This window comes from Streptomyces sp. NPDC019531, from assembly GCF_044903305.1.
Taxonomy (GTDB): domain Bacteria; phylum Actinomycetota; class Actinomycetes; order Streptomycetales; family Streptomycetaceae; genus Streptomyces.
On record NZ_JBJDQL010000054.1, the window covers coordinates 1 to 21,940 of the forward strand.

General features: G+C 72.1%; 12 protein-coding genes and 1 pseudogene. 4 read left to right on the forward strand and 9 right to left on the reverse strand.

The window, feature by feature from the left end; all coding sequences use genetic code 11:
- Positions 1-307 (reverse strand): annotated as a pseudogene (locus ACI2L1_RS39070) (hypothetical protein); the annotation flags it as partial.
- A 121-nt stretch (positions 308-428) separates the two neighbouring features.
- Here ACI2L1_RS39070 and ACI2L1_RS39075 point away from each other — a divergent pair.
- Both ACI2L1_RS39075 and ACI2L1_RS39080 read left to right on the forward strand, forming a co-directional pair.
- Positions 429-10,184 (forward strand): hypothetical protein, encoded by a 9,756-nt coding sequence (locus ACI2L1_RS39075; protein WP_404744205.1) that lies wholly within the window; start codon positions 429-431, stop codon positions 10,182-10,184.
- 17 nt (positions 10,185-10,201) lie between these two features.
- Positions 10,202-11,371 carry a hypothetical protein gene (locus ACI2L1_RS39080; protein WP_404744206.1) on the forward strand — a complete coding sequence of 390 codons (1,170 nt, stop codon included), beginning with the start codon at positions 10,202-10,204 and terminating at the stop codon, positions 11,369-11,371.
- Between the two features lie 82 nt (positions 11,372-11,453).
- Here the strand turns inward: ACI2L1_RS39080 and ACI2L1_RS39085 are convergent, their stop codons facing one another.
- Positions 11,454-12,233, reverse strand: coding sequence for a hypothetical protein (locus ACI2L1_RS39085; protein ID WP_404744207.1), 780 nt, complete (start codon positions 12,231-12,233; stop codon positions 11,454-11,456).
- Positions 12,230-12,847 (reverse strand): RNA polymerase sigma factor, encoded by a 618-nt coding sequence (locus ACI2L1_RS39090; protein ID WP_404744208.1) that lies wholly within the window; start codon positions 12,845-12,847, stop codon positions 12,230-12,232. The genes ACI2L1_RS39085 and ACI2L1_RS39090 overlap by 4 nt, the downstream gene beginning before the upstream one ends.
- A gap of 271 nt (positions 12,848-13,118) precedes the next feature.
- Here ACI2L1_RS39090 and ACI2L1_RS39095 point away from each other — a divergent pair, with 271 nt between their 5' ends.
- Positions 13,119-15,299, forward strand: a complete 2,181-nt coding sequence (locus ACI2L1_RS39095) for a peptidoglycan recognition protein (protein ID WP_404744209.1) — start codon at positions 13,119-13,121, stop codon at positions 15,297-15,299.
- A gap of 18 nt (positions 15,300-15,317) precedes the next feature.
- Here the strand turns inward: ACI2L1_RS39095 and ACI2L1_RS39100 are convergent, their stop codons facing one another.
- Together ACI2L1_RS39100 and ACI2L1_RS39105 are read right to left on the reverse strand one after the other, a co-directional pair.
- Positions 15,318-16,790 (reverse strand): MFS transporter, encoded by a 1,473-nt coding sequence (locus tag ACI2L1_RS39100; protein WP_404744210.1) that lies wholly within the window; start codon positions 16,788-16,790, stop codon positions 15,318-15,320.
- A gap of 74 nt (positions 16,791-16,864) precedes the next feature.
- Positions 16,865-17,287 (reverse strand): hypothetical protein, encoded by a 423-nt coding sequence (locus ACI2L1_RS39105; RefSeq protein WP_404744245.1) that lies wholly within the window; start codon positions 17,285-17,287, stop codon positions 16,865-16,867.
- Positions 17,288-17,475: 188 nt separating this feature from the next.
- Between ACI2L1_RS39105 and ACI2L1_RS39110 the strand changes: the two genes are divergently transcribed.
- Positions 17,476-17,937 carry a DUF1877 domain-containing protein gene (locus ACI2L1_RS39110; RefSeq protein ID WP_404744211.1) on the forward strand — a complete coding sequence of 154 codons (462 nt, stop codon included), beginning with the start codon at positions 17,476-17,478 and terminating at the stop codon, positions 17,935-17,937.
- Between the two features lie 26 nt (positions 17,938-17,963).
- On the opposite strand, the gene ACI2L1_RS39115 is transcribed toward ACI2L1_RS39110, so the two are convergent.
- The 4 genes from ACI2L1_RS39115 to ACI2L1_RS39130 form a co-directional block, all read right to left on the reverse strand.
- Positions 17,964-18,533, reverse strand: a complete 570-nt coding sequence (locus tag ACI2L1_RS39115; protein ID WP_404744212.1) for a hypothetical protein — start codon at positions 18,531-18,533, stop codon at positions 17,964-17,966.
- A 76-nt stretch (positions 18,534-18,609) separates the two neighbouring features.
- Complete coding sequence (locus ACI2L1_RS39120) at positions 18,610-19,113, reverse strand: hypothetical protein (protein WP_404744246.1); 504 nt, start codon at positions 19,111-19,113, stop codon at positions 18,610-18,612.
- 240 nt (positions 19,114-19,353) lie between these two features.
- A complete protein-coding gene (locus tag ACI2L1_RS39125; protein WP_404744213.1) occupies positions 19,354-20,118 on the reverse strand; it encodes a DUF4328 domain-containing protein in 765 nt (254 codons plus the stop codon).
- 140 nt (positions 20,119-20,258) lie between these two features.
- Positions 20,259-21,908, reverse strand: a complete 1,650-nt coding sequence (locus tag ACI2L1_RS39130; RefSeq protein ID WP_404744214.1) for a glycoside hydrolase family 20 protein — start codon at positions 21,906-21,908, stop codon at positions 20,259-20,261.
- Between the last annotated feature and the right edge of the window lie 32 nt (positions 21,909-21,940).

A 21,940-nucleotide genomic window follows, 5' to 3' on the forward strand; every position in this document is an offset into this window, starting at 1 on the left:
CGCGGTCCGCTCCGGACACGACGACGGACGCCGGAACGCGGTCCGCTCCGGACACGACGGCGGACGCCGGAACGCGGTCCGCTCCGGACACGACGACGGACGCCGGAACGCGGTCCGCTCCGGACACGACGACGGACGCCGGAACGCGGTCCGCTCCGGACACGACGGCGGACGCCGGAACGCGGTCCGCTCCGGACACGACGACGGACGCCGGAACGCGGTCCGCTCCGGACACGACGACGGACGCCGGAACGCGGTCCGCTCCGGACACGACGGCGGACGCCGGAACGCGGTCCGCTCCGGACACGACGGCGGACGCCGGAACGCGGTCCGCTCAGGACACGACGGCGGACGCCGGAACGCGGTCCGCTCAGGACACGACGGCGCAGGAGCCGCCGGCGCCGACGCGGGCGCCGGATGTGCCTGCGGTGCGGGCGCCCGCCCATGTGGGCCGGGGCAGTGGGAGCGTCGACCTGTACCGCCTGGAGGCCGGCGGAGAGCTGGTCCAGCAGATCGCGCGTCGGCTGGATGAGTGGTCGGTGGAGAACGGGCGGCCGACGAGGTTCGACCGGATCAACGAGCGGCTGGTGCACGACGTGCTGGGCCCGGTGCTGTCGGGGCCCGCCGCCGGTACGGCGATCGAGCAGATGCTGAACGGCGGGCGGCCGGTGTTCCTGGAGGGCGACACGGCCTTCGGCAAGGTGGAACAGCTGGTGGTGCTGAAGGCAGAGCTGGGCGAGGGGGCGTACCACGCCACGCGCTCCCGGCACACCTCGCGCGGCGGCCTGGACACGACCGCGCGCACGTCCGACACGACCCAGTCCGGCTGGTCCGCTCTGTGGGGCGCGTACCTCGTCGCCAACCCGGGCGCTACGGGTATGCCGGGCGCGATGTTCATGGCCGGAGTCGGCGGTGCCCACTCCTGGACCACGAAGGACGAGGTCTCGAAGGAACACACCGACTCGCTCACCGGCTCCGAGGCCGGGGTGAGTGTGCAGTTCCTCCACGATCTGCGGATCACGATGGAGGTGCATCCGCACGCGAGTCCGGGCACCTACAGCAAGCATCTTCCGGCCTGGATGCCCAAGCCTGGCGGCCGCTCGTTCGACGGCTCGTGGACCGAGCGGTTCACGCTGCCCGGTGCGGCGCGCTCCACCGTCCCCGCGGAGGAGGTGCTCCCGGCGGACGGGGCAGGTCCGTCGGCCGGGGCGCCGGTCCAGGGGTCGCTGACGGAGTGGCAGCAGAATGCCGGACTGCCGGCAGGTCTGCACACGAAGGCGCTGGTACGTCGATTCGACGCGCCGCGGCTCCACGAGGTGCTGAACGACCTGGCCTTCCAGGGCCGGGAAGAGCGGCCGGTGCTCCGCCCGAGCGCGGGCTTCGAACTGCTGTCACAGACGGGTTCCGAACTGCTGCGGTCGAGGCTGCCGGAGGCGCTCTCCGAGCAGGGCCATGTGATCGACGTCGCCGGGGACGCCCTGGCACGGGTGACGGTCAAGGCCGACGTGGTGGGTCGGGAGGTCGTCCGGGTGATCCAGGGCGGCTCCCTGAGCAGGACCGCCACCGACACCTCGAAGGCCGAGACGACCTGGACGAGCGCGGGTGAGCTGGGCCCGGAGTGGATCGCCGACTTCCGCCAGCCGACGATCCAGGTCGGGGACGAGACAGCGGCCAACCGGCCCAACGTGCTCCTCGCCGATCCGTACAGCACCTGGCTGACGTACGGGGACCCGGAGTCCGTGGCGGCGGACACGACCCGCGAGGCTCCGAAGCCGGCGGCGGGAGTCGAAGCCGGCCCCCACTACCTGGTGCGGTTGACTCCGAGGTGGACGGTCACGCCCGCCTACCGCGAGAAGAAGATTCCTGCGCGGAGCCGTCCCGCCCTCGCGGAGTGGCAGACGCCGATCACCACCGAGCCGGACGAGCCCATCCTGGTCATGGTCGACCAGGAGGGACTGGCCCGACTGGGCCTGCGCGAGCCCGGTGACGACACCACCCGGACCGCACTGCCGACGGTGCCGGCGGAGCCCGCGGAGACCGCGGAGACCGCGGCGACCGCGGACAGCCCCCGCCCGGAACCCGAGCCGTCCGCGTCGGCGTCGGCCCACCTGCGCGGCGCATCGCCGGATCCGGACCTCGGCCGGGACTTCGGGGACCCCGTCCTTCCCAAGCGGGTCAAGGACGAGGAACGCGATGACACCGGCGAGGTACGGGCCAACCCCCTGTGGACCCCGCTCGACGAGATCGACCCCGCCTTGCTCGTCAGCGGAAACCTCGAAGCGGTCTGGGCCTACACCGTCACCGAGGACGGCCGCATCCTCCTCGGCAGCGAAGCAGCCTCATCCGTCATGCCCGAGGACCAGTTCGAAGCTCTGCTCGCCGGCATGCGGGCCGCCGAAGAACGCGGCAGGGAGACCGACCCGTCCGCAACCGAGGCACCGCACACCCCGCTGACCGCGGAAGCGCTCCGGCAGAAGATCGACGGACTCGGCCATACGGGCCTGGGTGCCACCTTCAACCCGGACGGAACCCTCACCCCCGGCCCCAGCCGCGTATCGGGCGAGTTCCGTTGGAGCCCCGAACTCCGGTCCTGGACGGTCAACGACAAGTCCGGCCGCTACATGAGCGCGCAGGTCCGGCCCGACCTCGACCCCGCCCAGGCGGCCACCTGGGTCGCCAACGTCGCCGAGCGCTTCACCCAGCACCTCGGGGTCCATGTCCGCCCGCTTCAGATCAAGTTGGCACCACCGGCAGCCGCTCCCGACGCACAGCAGGCGGCACCCTCCGACGCGCGGTTGCCCGACCCTGCCGCCGGCCCGGCGGTACGGGTGGTGGAGGAGCCGATGCACGGCATCGCGCCGCTTGCCGGACACCGGCTGCGGCGGACCGACACTCCGACGTCCTCTCGGCTGGAGCTGGTGGACGCCGAGGGAGCGGTCGTACCGGACCGGACGGTACTGCCGCGTGCGGAGGGCGGGTTCGTCGTCCAGGGCCCCGAAGGCAACCTGCACCTGGACTCCGCTGTCCGCTTCGAGTACCGCGAACTGGAGCTGCCGGGCCTCGACCACGTGGTGCGGATGCGGGAACCGGCCGGTATCGACGGTCCCCTCGAACTCCTGGACCATCAGGGCACCCCGGTCGACGGCGGACGCCTCGCCCGCTTCCCGGACCGCCTCACCGTCACCGTCCCGTTGACAGGCCCCTACGAAGGCACCACGGCCGAGTGGCACTTCAACAACCAAGGCACGCTCGACCGTACGGTGCTTCCGCAGACCGGCGAGTCGTCCGGCGGCACGGTCACCGGCCGCGGCAAGGCACCGCTGGACACGGTGGAGACCGCGGAACCGGAGAAGACGAGCGAGCAGACGGCCGCGGAACAGCGGGAGCGGCGGCCACGGTGGCAGCCGGGGCTGCCGACCGTCCCCGAAGGGCTGACCGCGACTCCCCCGTTCCGGCTGGTGGTGCCGCCTCCGAAGGTGGTCGCCCAGTACGAGCAGCTGGGCCTGCCGGTGGTCCCGGAGGTCGTGGACGCGGGCCGGAAGCCGGTGCCGGGCTGGGCGGTGACCTCGCGAGCGGACGGCGGGTTCACCGCGTCCGAGGCGTCGGGCGAGACCCGCTGGCAGTTCGGTGCGGACCGGGTGCCGCAGGCGTTGGACGTGCGGTTGGCGGGGACGGAGGACTTCCTGCGGTTCGCCGCCGGTGAGGACGGTCCCGCGCTGTCAGTACTGGGTGCGGACCACTACGAGCTCGGCGAGATCCGCGACGCGGCGGGCGCGCTGACCGAGGTGTGGGTCAGCGCTCCCGGCGACGACCTGGGTTGGCGTTACGACGGGTTCGGCGTACCGCGCGATGTCGAGGTGCCGTTGACGGGCGCGGAGCTGCCCGGTCATCTGGCGGGTGCGCTGATCCGCAAGCTCCGGGTCCCGGTCTCCGAGACCGCGCCTCGGGGCTGGGTCGCCGAACTCGTCGCCGACGACCCGTGGGTCGTGGCGTCCCACAGCCTGGAGACGACCTCGGACGCGTACGTCCTCACCGACCGGGTGACCGACGATGCCTTCCGCTTCGGCACGGACGGGGTCCTGGTACCGGTCCGCAAACACCATGAGGCGCCCTGGCGCACGTTGCTGCGCCGGCTGAACGAAGGGCTGTTCGCGAAGCGGCCGCCCCGGGTGGAGCCACAGAACCACCTGGGCACCATAGGCCTGGAGTACGACCCCGAGCTGGCCCGGATCTTCGACGAGACACTGCCCAAGGCACAGCAGACCGGCGACTCCGGCACGCGCGGTGAGACAGCTCCGTTGCTGATGTCGTTGATCGCCGGCGATGCCACGGACATCCTGCGGCGTGCCGGACTCGACCCGGCGGCAGACCGGGAGGAACTCACCGAACTGCGGGCCGCGGTCCACGAGGCACTGTGGACGGACGCGCGACGGGCCCTGGACGAGGCCGGGCCGGTCACCGACGCGGCGGGACGTTCCGCGAACGGGTTCACGGTGCTCCCCGCCCGGCCGGGCGGTCTGCGCCCGGTGATCCACCAGGCCACGGGACTGGAGACGGTGTTCGGACGCGCAGGCCAAGTCGTCTCGCACCAGGTCTACTTGCACGAGGTCACCCAGGAGCTGGTGGGACGGCGCATGCTCGTCAGCCACGGCCCGAGCGGGGAGTTCATGTTCGACTGGGCGGACACGCCCGAGGGCACGGAGCACCTCACCGTCGGCTGGGCCGGCGACGAGAACGAGGCGAACACAGACCCACTCCGCCAGTTCCTCATCGAGAACGGGCGCACCGGGGCGACGTACTACTTCAGCGCCGACGGCACGCAAACCGAGGCTGTCGGCGAGCCGGAGGTCTCGTCACCTCGGGCGGACGAGACCGAGCAGCCCCTTGCCGACAGCACCGACACCGCCCCACCGCGGCCCCCGCACGCCGAAGCCCCCTGGTACATGGGCCGGGACGACATGGACGCGCACGGTGAGCTGAACGTCATCGCCGTCGACCCCTGGGACGAGGCGCTGATCCGGCAGTGGGCCGACGACATCGCGAACGCGGTGCGAAGCGACGGCGACAGTGCCGAGCTGGCGACGGGTATCCGCGAGGGTCTGCGCACCCTGCTCCGGGACGGGACCGTACCCGAGGCGCTGTCGGCCGGCGGGCACGCGGACGCGTCCGCCGCGTCCGCCGCGGACAAGGACAAGGAGCGGCGGCTGGACTTCTGGGAGGCGGCCCTCCAGCGGGGGCTGCGGCTCACGGCGGGCGGTCGTACGGTGTGGCTGCGGCCGGTGCTGCGCGATGTCGAGCCGTTGCCGGCGACCACGCCGGCCATGGAGCAGTACGCCCTCAACTGGACCAAGCCGGCCACCACGCACAAGTCGGCGTGGGAGCAGGGCTGGGGCGGCGGGACGTCCGTGCTGACGGCGCTCTCCACGGGTCTGAGGGTCGCGTCGTCGGTCACACCGGCACCGGTGATCGCCCTGGAGGCGCACCGCACCGGTGAGACGCTGACCAACCGCACGGTGGCCTTCGACCGCAAGGTCTTCATGCAGCGGAGCACCCCGTTCGGCGCGGGCCTGAAGCTGCGGATCTTCATCGACGGCGAGGAGCGCCCCCACGACCTGGTCACGCCCGCCCGCCTCACCGTGCAGCTCCCCAAGTCGCTGACCGCGCCCGGCGCTCTGCGGCCCGTCCCCCGCGACGCGTCGTATGGGGGCGAGGCCTCGGATGCCGGGTACCAGCGGGCCCGGACCATCATCAACGCGATCGATCTGATTCCGTCGGCCGCCGAGTTGGAGCGCCGGCTGCGCTCCTCGGGGCTGCCGGCCGAGGTCGTACGAGCCGTGATGGACCAGACGCTCACCCAGTTGAACGAGCGGTCCGCCATCAACCAGAGCAAGAACCTGCTGAGCAACGGGCTGGTGACGGGCCGGGTGTCCGGCTCCACCGGCATCGGCGGTTCCTTCAAGGGCCATGTGGCGATCCGCGCGACGGTCGAGGGCCTGCGGTATCTGGGCGACACGAGCAAGGTCGCCGTACGGGAGGACGCGGCGAACACGCTGGTCGTGCACCGGAAGCAGGGCGCACGCACCGGCTTCTCGCTGGGCGCGCGGGTCACCGCGGGACCGGCGGAGTTTCTCTCGCTCACCGGCGGGATGAGCCGGGCCACCGGTCACGGTCTGGCCCTCGCGACCGACACCCACACCATCATCCAGACCACCGAGGACCATGCGCGCTACCGCGCCTCGCTGGACCTCACCATCGAGGTGCGTTCCACCACCCACCGGATCGAGCCGGTCACCCTGACCGTGCCGGCCGAACTCGCCGTCCCCAGCCATGAGGCAGCCGACTTCGAGCACCGCGTGCTCGGGCCGGACGCCACGCTGCTACGGCGGCCGCTGCCGGAGTCGGCCGGACCGCTGGAGGCCCACCCCTATGTGCGAGCACTGCTCGCCGAGGCCGCCGAGCTGGGCGTAGGCCTGCCGGATTCGGCGTTCCGGCGCCCGGAGCGGCTGGACGCGGAGCTGCCCGAGCCGCACGAGCGCGAGCCGCTGGCCCTGGCGGCGCGCAAGGGCCCGGGCTTCGGCGTTCTCCTCGGGCTGCCCGGCTCCGAACTGGTCCACGACCAGATCCGGACCGTCATCGAGCTGACGCACCAGCAACTGGCCGGCCGCCGACCGAAGTTGACGCTCCACCCGCCCTTCGTGGAGCTGCGCCGTCCCCGGGTGAACTGGGCGGGCGCGGACGCGGACCTGCTCACCACGTTCGGTCGGGCGTCCTTGGAGACCGACCTGGCGCAGCTGATGTCGGGCATCGAGCACTCGGTGCGGCTGGGCGGGCGGACGTACCACGTGTCGATGGCTGCCCGGCTGCTGGAGCGGGTCGGCGGCATCACCGGTGACGAGGCGCGGCCGATGTCGCTCAACGTCCGCACCAATCAGGGTGCCACCGTCACGGGCGAGCGGAAGAACGGCTGGAGCCTGCGGGGCTTCGTCGGTGCGCGCGGCCGGGTCGAGCTGACCGATCAGGTGCGACTGCGGCTCGGGCAGGCGGGTGTGACCGGCGGGCTCGGGGGCGGAACCAAGCACGCGTTCTCCGGCGGGGCGGCGTCCGGCCAGCGCGCGGACATGAGCGGCAAGGTCGACGAGCACGTCTACAACGTGGTCTACGAGCTGTCCGTACGCACGGACGGTCACCCGGAGCGGAGGTGGTGGATCGACAAGCCGGACCAGGTGGTGGCCCAGGTGGCCGTGCCGCAGCTGCATGTGCCGCAGGAGCGGATCTCCCGGGAAGCGCTGCGCGAGGCCTACGTGACGCGGCCGCTTCCGGCGCTGCCGGCCGTGGACCGGCGGGTGGACTTCGCCGGCCATGGCGCCACCGCCGTGTTCCGGTCGGTCATGGCCCCGCCCGAGGTGGTGCGCGCGGCGGCGGAGATGTACGGCAGGGCCAACGGCCATCCGGACACCTGGGCGGCGGACCCGGCGAACTGGCCCGCGGAGATCAGGGGGTTGTTCTCCCCGAACGAACTGGTGGCGCGTTTCCCGACGTTGACCAGCGCCCAGGGGCGGCTGACGGAGCTGCCCGATGGCCCCGACGGATGGCACCAGGCTCTGCGGCTGCGGCTCGTCGTCGTCGACCCGCAGCATGTGCGGGCCTACGACGGCTCCGGCTTCAAGCTGTGGCAGAACAGCAGCGCCTCCGCCAAGTACGAGCACGCCGGTGACCGCACTCGTGCCCTGGGCCTGGCGGGTCGGCTGGGTCCGATGCTGCACATCGGCCACGGTGCGGACGAGGACGAGGAGTCGGCCTCATCCGGCGGACAAGTGTCCTCGGTCGGCAGGGAAGGGTCCTTCGTCGGCGCAGAAGTGTCCTCCGTCGGCGGGGAATTGTCCTCGGCCGAACAGCACCAGGCCCTGTCCGCCTCGGTCGGCGCCACCTTCGGCGGCGGGTATCAGTGGGGCTGGGAGACCGGCGACAGCACCGCCGTCGGGCCGGTCGGCATCACGCGCGGCACCTACGGCGGTCCCAAGCACACCTACCGGGCCGACGCGGTGTTCCAGATCACCCTCGACCGGTGGCGGGGGCGCCGTCCGGCCGACGCCGTGACCGGCGGCACCTCCGGCACGACCAGCGACGAGGTGACCCTGGAGGTCAGGCACGGCCTGGACTTCGTGGTCCCCGAGCGCCGGATCTTCGACCTGGGCCTGCCGGTACCGGAGGGCGTGCGGCACGTCGAACCGCACCCGCCCACCGACCACTTCGACCCCGCGCTGCTGGCCGCAGGGACCCACCCGGAAGTCCTCAGGTCCGACGGCGTACTGGACACGATGAAGCGGTGGCTGACCGAGCAGCGCCTGCTGCGGCCCGGCCCCGACGGCGTCGGTCACCTGCCGAGCCGGCTGCTGAGCGGGATCGAGGCGTCCTATTCGCCTGCGGCTCTGCTCGACCAGTTCACCCTGCTCAACACCGCCGGGGTCACACGGTGGTGGCCGATTCCGTCGGCCTTCGGTGCCACGCGCTATCTGTGGACCAAGGTGACCGCCGCGACCCTGGAGCCGATGGCGCAGCACGACCGGTCCGAGATGACGATGGTGCTGCGCGGCAAGGCGGTCACCGAGAACACGACCAGCGCCTCCCGCTCGACCGAGGTCGAGGCCCACGCCGAGGCGCACGGCAGGATGGGCACCTCGCCCACCGGCGGGCTCCAGATCGCGGGCGGTTGGTCCCGCGAGGCGAGCACCGCGCACGAGCGGCACGCGCAGGGCGTCGGCGTCTACTGGGGCCAGACCAGCACTCCGTCGGTCGAGTTCCAGCTGCGCCAGCGGTTCGACATCGAGATGGCCCTCACTCAGGAGCTGCCCGAGATCCTCGCCGCGCCCGTGCGCGCCTACCACGGCGTCACGCTCGCCACGTCGAGCCTGCTGGGCCACCGCCGTCACGCGGCGGGACGCGTCCAGCGAGACCCGTCGTTCGTCGCCCGGTTCCCGCGACGGCCCGGGGAGGGCTCCGTCGACGGCTGGGTACGGGTCGTCATCCCCAGGCACACCGTCCAGCCGGGCCCGGCGCCACAGCCGACCGCACTCCCCGCCCGGCACACCGTCGCGCGGTGGGAGTCCGAGGAACGGCCGTCGAACGACGCGCTGGTGGACCTGCTCGCCGAGCACGGGCATCCCTGGGCGTTCCCCGCCGCCGGCGCCGTGAACCGCTGGGCCGTGCTGCCCGCGGCCCCGACGACCTCGCGTCCCGAGCCGACGACGCCGGAGTCCTGGCGGCCGGACGGCAGCACGCTCTTCGGCACGCTGTACGACCACCTCACCAACGAGGTGCACATGCGGCTCAGCCTGGAGCAGTTGCTGCGGCACAGGTACCAGGTGCTGGTCGGCGGCGAGAAGGTGACCGTGGGCATGCGGATCAACCGCGTCACCGCGCTGCCCGGGTCCGAGGTGAAGATCCTCTCGCGCCACTTCGACCAGGTCCGGGACACCGAGGAGCACGTCGGCGGCGCGGCCAGTGCGTGGTTCGCCGGTATAGGCCCGGTCGTCGGCGGGGAGGTCGACGGCCACTCGCTGCGGGACTCGCTGCCGCTGCGCTACGAAAGCCACGGCTCCGGGGAGCAGGCCGCGGAGTCCGAGGAGATCCTGGAGCGCAACACGGCCTCCACCCGGCAGTTCCGCTACTACAAGGCGGACGTCGAACTCGCCCTCGCCGGTCCGCACGGGAAGCTGCTCGTGGACGCCCCCGGCGGCCTGTACCTCATGCTCCCCACCGACCTCGACGACTCCCCCGCCCTGCGGGAGGTCCTCGTCACCGAGCCGGAGCCCCAGCAGGCGGACGACGGCGACGTCCCCGGCCCGGCATCCGGCGCCGAGCGCCCGGTCGATCCCCTGGTCGAGGCGTTTCTGACCCGCATCAACGGTGCTGCCGGGTCGGACGGCCGCCTACCAGAACCTCCCGTTCCGCCGGCGCCGCACCCGGTGTCGGCGCCGGCCGGGTCGGACGGCCGCCTACCAGAACCTCCCGTTCCGCCGGCGCCGCACCCGGTGTCGGCGCCGGAGAACGAGTCCGACATGGTGGTGCACCAGTCGGACGGAGCGGAGACCGTCGAGGCCAGCGCGGAACGGTTCCTCACGCTGATCAACGATGACCGACACGCGGCCGATACCGGCAGCCGTACCGATACCGACGAGGAATGAAAGTGAACGAGGCCCAGATGAGACCAGCAGAGCACGCCTCCGACGAACCCGGCGGCGAGGAAGTCTCCGCCGCACAGGCCGGAGCACAGGTCGCGGTCGCGCCGGCGCCCGCCACGCAGGGGGCCGACGCCGACGGCAAGGCCGGTCAGCCGGCCGGCGCCGTCTGGGACCAGCCCCTGCCCTGGGCCACGTCCCAGGCCGAGGACCAGAGTTCCGAGGAGCCCACGTCCCCGCAGGCCGTGTCGCCCGCCGCCGAGGAAGTCCCGGCAGCGGGCCCGGCAGCCGTCCGTGAGGAGAGCGCGGACGAGGCGAAGGGCGCGGCGGAAGAGGGCGCGGAGGGCGCGGAGGCCGCCGACAAGGATTCCTCCGTCGCACTGTGGCAGGCCGCCGCCGCCGACCAGCAACGCGGTGCGCACGCGGCGCCGACTCCCGTGGGAGCCACCGGAGTCGCCGGCCACGCCGTCTCCAAGTGGCTGCTCGGCGCGGCCGTCGCGGTCGGCGGTCTGGTCGCGGCCGCGGGAGCGGTCAAGGGCATGAGTTCGCCGCCCGCCGCGACGGCCAAGGAGAAGCCGGAGCCGATCCTGGCTCCCGGCCAGGGCCTCGACGAGAACGGCAGCCCGACGCCGACTTCGTCGACGACGCCTGCGAAGAAGCGTGCTGCGGCCGGGGCCGGGAAGGCGGCCGCGGCGGCAGCACCCGCCGCGGCCGCCGCGGCCCACGTCCCCAGCGCTCACAGCTCCACGCCGACGCCCACCCCCGAAGCCGCGTCCCAGCGGACGGGCGTCAAGGCCTCGGTGGCCGGACAGAGCAGCTATCTCTCCGTCCAGACCTCCGTGAAGTCCCCGAACGGCTACTGGAGCCAGAGCTCCGTCACCGTCACGACCACCAAGAAGCTCACCGCGCTCAAGGTCGTCCTGCACGTCGCTCAGACCGGTGGCGTGGCGAACACCGGTGTCTGGACATCGCTCGGTGACAAGGCCACGGTGCACACCGCGAAGGCTTCGGACGGAGGAGCGGACTACGTGGTGGTGCTCAACGGGGGCGTCACGCTCGACGCGGGAACGTACGTCTTCCAGTTCGGGTACAACCACGACGAGGGCGCGCGTGAGACGGTCCATGACGTATGGAGCGTGGTGACCACGGCCGCCGGTGAGAGCGCCGCGGTGTCCAGGAACGGACGGTACTGACGTCGGTCCGGGCCGGCCCGAACGCCCGTCCGGGCCGGCCCGAACGGGCACGTGCGCGTGCGCGTGCGCGTCGAAGCGCCGGTCACGGCTTCTTGGACGTGTTCTTGTCGGCGTTCTTCCCGGCGTTCGCCTTCCCCTTCCCGGGTTTCGCGTCGTCCGCGTCGCTCGCACCGGCCGCCGCCGTGCCGCCCGTCAGGCCGGCGCAGTAGGCGCTCACGTTGGCCTCGCCGCCGGCCGCCTCGACGAGCCGCTGGAACGCCGTGGAGTCCGGCGCCTCCCCACGGCTCCGGAGCTTCTCGTACACACGGCAGTGGGCGAGGGTGTCCTTCGCGGTGGGCGGACGGTCGGCGGGCGCGGACACGGAGGGCCCGGAGGCGCTGGGTGACTCGGCCGGGGTGCTCGCCACGGCGCTCGGGTCGGCGGACCCGTCGCCCGCCGCGCCCCTGGCCGGACCGCCGCCCACCGAGCCGATCGCCGCGTAGGCGACACCACCGAGGGTGAGACTCGCAAGCAGCACGGACAGCGTCGTCCGCAACGACCGTACGGTCCGCCACCGTGCGCGGGGCCGCCAGTCGTCCCGACGCCGGGTCCGCGCCCGGTGCGCCCCCGCGTCCCGAGCGGCCCGGAACGCGGCGACGGCCCGCCGCTCCGCCTCCCCCTCGGCCTTCCCCCCACGGATGGCCGCAGCGAGCAGCGCTTCGAGGGGGCTGTCGTCGAAGGGGGCCTGTTCCTGGTCGTACGACCGCGCCCCGCCCCGCGCACTCTCCTCCGGGCGCGCACGACGGCGGTCCGGGCTGCCGCCGCTCCGCTCGTCACCCATGCCGTGTCCGTTCCTGTCCGACGTGCCGTCCTCGTCTGTCATGTCGACTCCCCCAGCGTCCGGGGGCCGTCATCCGTCACACTCTCCGCACCGAGCTGGTGTGCCAGCCGCTTCAGGCCCCGGTACGCGGCGGTGCGCACCGCGCCGGGGCGTTTGCCGAGGACCCGGGCGGCGGCGGGGCCGTCCAGGCCGACGACGACCCGCAGGAGCACGGCCTCGGCCTGGTCGCGCGGGAGGCCCCGGACCAGTTCCAGGGCGTACTCGGTGGAGAGGGACTCCAGCGCCTGGTCGTGCGTGTTGTGCGGGCCGGGCAGATCCAGCATGTCCTGCTCCTGTGCCGCCGACCGTGGCCGCACCCTGAGCCGGCGCAGATGGTCCAGGGCCCGGTGCCGGGCGATGGTCGCGGTCCAGCCGCGGAACCCGGCCCCGTCCCCCCTGAACCGGCCCAGGTCCCGGGCGATCTCCAGCCAGGCGTCGGAGGCCACGTCCTCGGCGTCGTCCCCGACCAGCCCGCGCAGATACCCGAGCAGTCCGGGCTGTACCAACCGGTAGGCGACCGCGAAGGCGGCCTCGTCGCCCTCCTGGGCCCGCGCGACGGCCGCGCCCAGTTCCCCGTCGTACGCCTGCACGCGGCGGGGTTCCCCTCCCTGACCCAAGAACTTTCCTGTCCGTACCGGTTCGTGGCGATTGCGCACCGTCCGGCGCGGTCACCCTTGCCCATGTCCCCCACGGTCAACAGCGCCTGACCCCACAGAAGTGTCACAGTCCGCCGGTCGTCCCGGGGGTCCCACGAACCACCGGCTGTGACATCTGGCATCGTTCGAGCGCTGTGTTAGTGCCACCTGTGTGACAGGTGGTGTTTCTGTGACCAAAAACAGGGGTGGGGCAGTGAGTCGTCGGAAGAGCCGTGCGTACAGACCGCTCAGCATGAAGCGGCGGGCGTGGCTGACGCTCGGCGCGGTGGTCCTGGGAGGCGGCGGTGTGGCGACCTACGCCGCCGCCAGCCCGTCCACCGACGCCAATGAGGGCATACAGCCCAAGCGGCCGGTGAAGGTCTACGACCTGACGCTGAAGTCCGCCGCGACCGGCAAGCGGGAGCTGCCACGCACCGAGACCAAGCAGTTCTCGCTGCTCGGCGTCTCGTGGACGGGCGTGACCAAGCCGCTGGAGGGCACGGCGCAGGTGCGGACCCGCAGCACCGACACCGGCGACTGGTCGGGCTGGCAGGACCTGGAGACGAACATCGACCCGCCGGAGGACGCCGACGAGCGGAACGGGGCGCGCGGTGCGTCCGAACCGCTGTGGGTCGGGCCCTCGGACGGTGTGCAGGTCCAGGTCGTGCACGAGGACGGCACCACAAGTGCAGGACTGCCCAAGGGACTTGAGGTCAACCTCGTCGACCCCGGCATCGCGACGGCCGCGGAGCAGCGGAACACCGGCGACGACACGGACCCGGCGGCGTTCGCCGTGGACGAGACGCCCACTCCGACACCGACGGTGAGCGACAGCACGTCCGCCTCTCCGACGGCGACCGCCACGGCTACGGCCACGGCCACGGCTTCCGCCACCACCCCCACCGCTCCCCCGTCGACCGTGCCCGAGCCCCCGATCGTCTCCCGCTCCGGTTGGGGCGCCGACGAGTCGCTCAGCCCCGACCCGTCCGAGTACAACGACGACGTGAAGGCCGTCTTCGTGCACCACACGGACGGCACCAACGACTACTCGTGCGCCGACTCGGCCGCGATCGTCCGGGGCATCTACGCGTACCACACGCAGACCAACAAGTGGAACGACATCGGCTACAACTTCCTCGTCGACAAGTGCGGCACGATCTTCGAGGGCCGCAAGGGCGGCGTGGACCTGCCGGTCCTCGGTGCGCACACCTACGGCTGGAACCGTGAGTCCACCGGCATCGCGATCCTCGGCAACTACACCGACGCGGGCGCCTCGAACGCCGCCCTCACCTCGGTCGCCCGGATCGCCGCCTGGAAGCTCGGCCAGTACGGCGTCGACCCCAACTCGACGGTCCAGCTGAAGGCGGGCGCGACCCAGAAGAACCTCGCCGGTACCAGCTTCACCGCGGGCACCCTCTACACCTTCAACCGGATCTCCGGCCACCGCGACGGCTACGCCACCGAGTGCCCGGGCACCTCGCTCTACGCCCAGCTGCCGACCATCCGCGCCTGGGCGTCCGGCCCGGTGCAGGGCCTGAAGGTCACCTCGCTGACCGGCGCCACCCTGTCCGGTTCGACGTACTACACCAAGGGCGCGATCACGGCGAAGTGGTCGACGACCACGCCGGCTTCGCTGATCTCGAAGTTCGAGCTGCTGGTCGACGGCAACGTCGTCACGTCCGTCGCGGGTACGGCCACCTCGGCCGGCACCACCCTCGCGGCGGGCAGCCACAAGGTAGCCGTGCGGGCCGTGCACCAGTCCGGCAAGACAGCGACGACCACCGCGCTGACCGTCGCCACCGACACCACCGCGCCGACCTTCTCCACCACCCCGAAGATCACCCTGCGCACCGGCACGGTGAGCACCACCGCCGTCCCGGTCACCCTGGCCTGGAAGGCCGCCGACACGCAGGCCCTGAAGCAGGTGAGCCTGCTCTCCCCGACGACTGCCACCTTCGGCCCGACCACCACCAGCTCCAGCCGCACCGTCAAGTCCGGTGCCGCGAGCACCTGGTCGATGAAGGCGTACGACGTCGCGGGCAACACCCGTACGTCGTCGCCCTCGTACACGCCGATGATCCTCCAGGAGACCTCGGCGACGAAGTCCGGTAGCTGGACCAGTCGTTCGTCGACCAGCTACCTCGGCGGGAAGTCGTACTCCAGCGCCTCCAAGGGCGCGAGCCTGACCTGGACGTTCACCGGGCGGTCCGCCGCCTGGGTGGTCTCGCGGGCGTCCACCTCGGGGCAGGCGTACGTCTACGTGGACGGCACGAAGGTCGCGACCGTGGACCTCAAGTCCTCGACCACGAAGTATCGCCAGGCGATCTGGACCAAGTCCTGGTCGAGCAGCGCCAAGCACACCGTGAAGATCGTGGTGGTCGGCACCAGCGGCCGCCCGACGATCACGACGGACGGCCTGGTGTACGTCAAGTAGCGCTCACCCAGGAGCCGTTCAGATGGCGGTGTCCACCGGCTCGGGCGTCCGCTCCCCCGCACCCTGGGGAGTGGGCGCCCGTTCCGCGTTCACCACGACTCCCGCGATCAGGGCGGCAAGCAGCAGCGCGCCGAACGCCCACCAGGTGGCCACGTTGAAGCCGTGCACGGTGGCCTCGGCCTGCAACAGCCTCTGGTCGACGCCGGGTCCGGCGTGTGCGGTCAGATAGGTCGCGGTCACGCTCGCGGCGATCGTGTTCAGCAGGGCCGTACCGATCGAACCGCCCACCTGCTGAGCGGTGTTGAAGGTCGCCGAGGCCGCCCCCGAGTCGCGCGGCGCGACACTTCCGGTGGCGAGCGAGATGGAGGTCATCATCGCCGTACTCATGCCGAGGCCCAGCATCAGCATCCCGGGCAGCACATGCGAGGCGTACGCCGGCTCCACGCCGACCTGCGCGATGATCGCCAACCCGCCCGCCGCCAGGAGCAGTCCGGGCACCATCAGGACCCGGGGTGCCACCTTGCCCAGCAGCCGCGCGGCGATCTGCGTCGAGCCGACGACCATCGCGACCGTCATCGGCAGATAGGCGAGCCCGGTCTTCAGAGGCGACCAGCCGAGGACGCCCTGGAGGTAGTAGGTCAGGAAGAGGAACACGCCGAACATGCCGACGGTGACGAACAGGACGGTCAGGAAGGCGCCGACGCGCTGGCGGTCCTTGACGACGGACATCGGCAGCAACGGCACCCGCGCACGGGTCTGCCACAGACCGAACGCCGCGAGCAGGACGACTCCGGCGACCAGCAGGGTCACCACGAGCGGGTCGCCCCAACTCCTCGACTCCGCCTCGGAGAAGCCGTACACCAGCGACAGCATCCCGCCCGAGCCGAGCAGCGCGCCCGGCACGTCGAGGTGCGCGTCGGGGTGCCGGCCGCCGGAGTCGAGCAGCGCCCAGGCGCCGGCGAACGCGATCAGCGCGATGGGCACGTTGACGTACAGGCACCAGCGCCAGTCCAGGTACTCGGTGAGCAGACCGCCCGCGAGCAGTCCGATCGCGGCGCCCGCCCCGACGATCGCCCCGAACACGCCGAAGGCCTTTCCGCGGTCCTTCGGGTCGGTGAACGTCGTCGCGAGCAGCGACAGCGCGGAGGGCGCGAGCAGCGCGGCGAACACACCCTGCAGGGCCCGGGCCCCGAACAGCATGCCCTCGCCGGTCGCGGCACCGCCGAGCGCGGAGGCCGCGGCGAAACCGACGAGCCCGATCATGAAGGTGTTCCTGCGCCCGGCGAGGTCGGAGATCCGGCCGCCGAGCAGCAGGAGCCCGCCGAAGGCGAGGGTGTAGGCGGTGATGACCCATTGCCGGTTCCCGTCCGACATGTTCAGGTCGGCCTGGGCGGACGGCAGGGCGATATTGACGATGGTCATGTCCAGCACGACCATCAACTGGGCGAGCGCGATGACTACGAGAGCCCACCAACGACGGTTGTCGGCCATTACTCCATCGTGCGCCTGCCACCACCCCTTTGGGAACGGCAGCGTCTCTTATTACGCTGTTTTTGCCTCCGCCGTCAGCGCCGTACGGTCCCCGTGGCGTCCCGGCACAGCAACCGGAGCGAGCCGTCCCCGGCATAGCAGCGGCGGGCCTCGTCCACCGGGTCCCACAGCCGGCCGTCGGGCGTACGGATCCAGTGCTCACCCCCGCTCGTCCACCACTCGGCACCGGCCTGACGGACGACGACCTCACCGGCGTAGGCACCGAGCCCCCGCAGCACGGTCTCCACGGCGGCGTACGGCGCCCCTTCCCGTCGTATCTCCTCGATCAGCCGGTCGACGCGCCACAGGCTCTGCGCCGAGTAGTCGAGCCGCACACGCGCGCCCTCGCGCAGGGCCGACACCGCGTCGGCGGCCCAGCGCACGGGCTTGGCGGCGGCGGAGGGCCTGTGGGTGGGCGCGGGTGCGTGGGCGGTCGCGGGTGCCTGGCGGGGCGTCACATCAGTCGTCACATGGGGGAAAGCGCTCCGGAGAGGTGTTTCGTCACGCCGATCGGGGGGCTTCACCGGGACCGGTGCAGGACCGACGCACCTTCGCCGCATCCCTCCCCGGACGGTCACAGGACCCTTGCCGCAGCGAGGTTGACGCCGGAGTGACGATTCACGCCTCCCATGCGCTCCTGTCACTGATGAGTGACTACTTCCATCTCCGCGCGGTGCCGCCCTCGGCCCTGCGCAACAGCGCGAACTGGTTGCAACGGCTGTTCGAGGACGACTGGGACGCCGTGCGCGAACGCATCGGACGCCACCGGGAGGAGATCCTGGACAAGTCCTACCTGGACCATGAACTCCTGTACCCCGGCGCCGAGGTGGTCCTGGGCGGGCTGCCGGTCTACCCGGGCGACCGGGACAAGCCTCCGTTCCTGCTCCTGACCGCGGCCCGGGCGAACCGGGTCTCGGCGTATCTCGGTTCGGCCGACTTCGAGACGCTGTGGCGGATCGCCCGCGAGGAGCTGCTGCCGAAGTACGGCGGCGCGGGCGCGGAGCGTGAGGCGCGAGAGGTGTTCGCGGCGGCCCACCGGGATCTGACGGCGTTCTACGGGCAGACGGCGGTGTACGGCGATGCGGTGGTCAAGTGGCTCATCCAGTGAGCCGCTTCGCCACTGAGCCGCCGCCTTCACCCCCGCCGCCGGCTCCTCCGTGACACGACCGCCCGCAGCACCCGGCGTCCCTCCGTGGAGACCTCCAGCGCGGGACGCAGGCCCGCCGTGCCGTGGCCGGCGAGCAGCTCAAGGACGGTGATCTGGCGGCGCAGTTCGGCGGCGACGAGCGGGGACATGCCCTCCGTACGGCCCTCGCGGCGGGCTTCGACCGAGTCGGCGGCGTCCTTCAGCGGGTCGAGCAGCCGGTGGATCCGCAGCGCGGCGACCGAACAGGCGTCGGCCCACACCCGCACCTCGGCGACGGACCGTTCGGCGGGCGCGGCGGCGAGCATCCGACGGGCCAGCAGCACGGCCTGGTCCTCGCCCTCCGCCTCGAACTCCCCACCGCCGCCCAGCTTCCCCCGCACCTGCTCAAGCCGCTCGCCCCACTCCGCGGCCCCGGCGTCGTCCGCGAGCCCGGCCCACAGGGGGCGGAGGACCTCGTCATCGCCGCCCAGCAGCGATACACAGCGATCCAAACAAGCCAACCCGCTGGCGGCCAGTCCGCGTTCGTCGGCCTGGCCGATCAGCTCCACCAGACTCATCCACGCCTCCCTCGCCGAGCGGTGTTCCCTAACGGAACCCGCACTTCCCCTTACTGCGTGCGACGACCCGGGAGTGTCACAGGGGCACCACACCGAGCCGGTCGAGCATACGGAAGAAGAGGTTTTCGGCCAACGGGTCCGGTTCGGCGCTCAGTACGTCGAGCAGCGGCTCCTCGGCCACCTCGCGCCCCGCCTCCGCGGCCCAGGCGACGGCCCGCGCGGCCGCGTCCCGGGGTTCGAGGAAGTAGTCCTCCAGGGTCAGCCCGTCGTCACCGCCCCCGACGAACTTGGCCATGGCGGCCCGCGCCAGACAGGTCGTCCAGCTCCCGCTCTGCGGCCCCGCCGCCTCCACCACCGCCGAGGCGCTGTCCATGACGTACCCGAAGAGCGCGGGCGAACCTGTCTCCAGGGCGAGGGCGTTCATGTTGCCGATGTCGCCATCGCCGCTCGCGTACTCCCAGACCTGCCATCCGCCGGGCGCCGACTCGCGCAGCACCATGCCGTCGGCGCCGGCCAGCGCGTCCAGCTCGGCGAGCGGCCGCTCCCCGCGACCCACGACGAAGTAACCCCAGTAGCCCATCCCCGGTTCCCCCTGGCTGTTCGGTACGGCTGAGCGGGCAGGGCGAAGTCGGCTGCGGTTCGGCAGCGCCCTGAAGGGGCGCGGGGCTGTGCCGTTGTGCGGCTGCCGCCGCGCGAGCGCGACCAGCCACGACGGCACCGCAGACGAACGACGACGCATCGCCGCACATTTAGCGGAGCGCTTAGGGTGCCGAATACACCACAGTCGTACGGCAGTTCGCAGCAGGAAGGACCGATTCCGTCACACTGCGACGGATACCGCGGGTCCCTGGTGGGCCTTCTCGTCCTGCATCCGGGTCAGCCGCAGCACCACGGCGGCGGCGAACAGGGCGGCGACGAGGTCGACGCCGTCCGCGAACATCATCTGGACCATGGTGTCGTGGATCTCCTGGGAGGTGTCGGCCTCGTCGGCCATGCTCGCCAGGAACCGCCCGACGACGTTCGTCAGGAGCCACAGCGTCCACCAGGCGTTGACCAGCGCATGTCCCTTGCGCCCGCCCTCGGGGCCGCTCGCGTCCCAGACGTCGAGCATGACCCGGCGCGGATACCAGAGGCTCGCGATCGGCACGACCCAGCCGGCGATCACCCAGCCGCGCGCCTTGCTGTGCCCGCCCGGGGCGAACACCTCGGCGTTGACCCGCACCCGCCAGAACCAGATCACGAAGACGACGGCACTGGCCAGCAACACGGCGGCCTGCGCGGAGGCGGCCACCGCCGTCAGCGTGTCCGCCAGGTCGGCCCGGTCCAGCACGTCGTTCCCGAGGTCACCGCCGCCGACGTCGCCCGTGACGTCGTACATCAGGAAGTCCGCGCCGAGGGCGAACAAGTCGACGGCCGCGGACAGCCCGAGCAGTGCCACGGTGGCCCACCCGAGCCCGACCGGCGAGCGCAGCCAGATCTTCGGCGCGCCGGCCGGCGGGGCCTGGAAGCCGGACGGGGCGGCGCACTGGGTGCACAGGACGCCGTCCGGTGCCGCTTCGAAGTGACGGCAGCGCGTGCAGAGCATGGTGGGGTCCCCCCGGGACATGGATGATCAGCGAGCTGTGGACGATCGGCAGACCGCGCAGGTTCTCCCCAGAGCCTCGCGCGCGGTATGCGGAAGATACGGTTCGCCGACCCCGTACGTCCACCAGGAATCCCCGGCTCTCAGTTCAGCCGGTCTCCGAGCGCCTTGAACTGCGTCCAGGTCAGCGCGGGCTTGCCCGGGTCCCACAGCTTCTGCACGGTCGCGCGCAGCGGCATCCGGATACCGGCGGCGATCTGGTCCTGCGTCTGCGCGTTCGGGTAGTCGCACCACACCGCGAAGTACCCGCCGAGGATCTGGGCGTCGTACTTCGAGGAGACGGCCGTGGTGCCGCGGACGACTCTCGGCGTCCACTGCTCGTAGATCCGCTGTCCCGTCGGATAGGAGAACTGGTTCGGCTGACCGAGGACGTAGTAGAGGAACTCGTCGTTGTAGTTGACGACCTTGCGTCCCGCGCTCAGATACTCCACGGGCTGCCGGGCGCCGATCTCCTTGCCGGTCCAGTACCCGACCTGGATGTCCTTGTCCGGCTGGACGGAGGTACCACGGAAGAAGCCGTCGTTCCACGCGCGCGGGGTCTTGCCGTGGGCGCGGACGGTGGCGGCGCGGTCGTTGAGCCAGCCGGTGGTGAGGTCGGCGACGGTGCCGCCGGAGCCGTAGGCCGCCTGGGCGGCAGCCGCGAGCTGGGGGTAGGTCGCGGCCGGGCTGGACACCATCAGCGCGCGGTACTCGTCGCCGCCGAGGTGCCAGTCGGCGCCGGGGAACAGCCCGGCGTACTCGTTCAGCAGATCGTCGACGATCTCGGCGGCAGCGGGCTTGGAGATGTCGACGGTCCCCTGCGGCGCGAGCCCCGCCGCACTCCGCAGCTGAAGCTCGGGGTGCGCGGCGATGACGGCACCCAGATGCCCGGGCGAGTCGATCTCCGGTACGACGGTGATGTGCCGCTGGGCCGCCAGCGCGACGATCTTCTTCACCTGCGCCTTGGTCAGGTGCGTCTTCGACACGATCTCCGGGTGCGAGTCCGACTCGATCCGGAACCCCTGGTCGTCGGAGAAGTGCAGGCCCAGCTGGTTGAACTTCAGATCGCCGAGCTCCCGCACCCGGTCCTCGATCCACCCGGCCGTGAAGGGCTTGCGCGCGATGTCCAGCATGAACCCGCGCACCGGCTTGGCCGGCTCGTCGCGTACGACGCCCTCCGGCGCCGTACCGCCGCCGTGCACCTCCTGCTTGAGCGTGCGGGTGCCGTAGAACACCCCGGCCTCGCCCGGCCCGCTGATGACGACCCGCCCACCGCGCACGGTCATGCGGTACGACTCCGGATCGGCACCCCCGCCGTCGTTGAGTGCCAGTTGCACGTCCCCGGCGCGCACGTCGTCCTTCTTCCCGGCGTACGTCAGCCCCAGCTCACCGGCGATAAGGCGCCCTTCGTCGGCGAGGCCGGCGTCGTTCACGACCACGCGGAGCCCGGCGGCCGGGCGCCAGCCGGGGCCGCGGGCCGGGGTGTGGGCGCGGACGGCGGGGATGGTGCGGGGGGTGGTGGACAGCGGGTAGGAGCGGGTAGGGGTCGGGCTCGGTGTCCTGGAGGGGGTCGGGGAGCCTTCCGAGCTGGTGCCCGAGGATGACCGGGCCTGCGACGTGGCCGATCCGGCGGGGGCACTGTCGTCGTCCCCGGCCCACAGTCCGAGACCCACGCCGGCCGCCACGGTCACGGCGACCGCCCCGGCGATCAGCCCCCGCACCTGCTTCTCCGATCGCTTCCTGTGCTGGCTCACACTGTCCACGCTAGGGCCTCGGGAGAACAGCC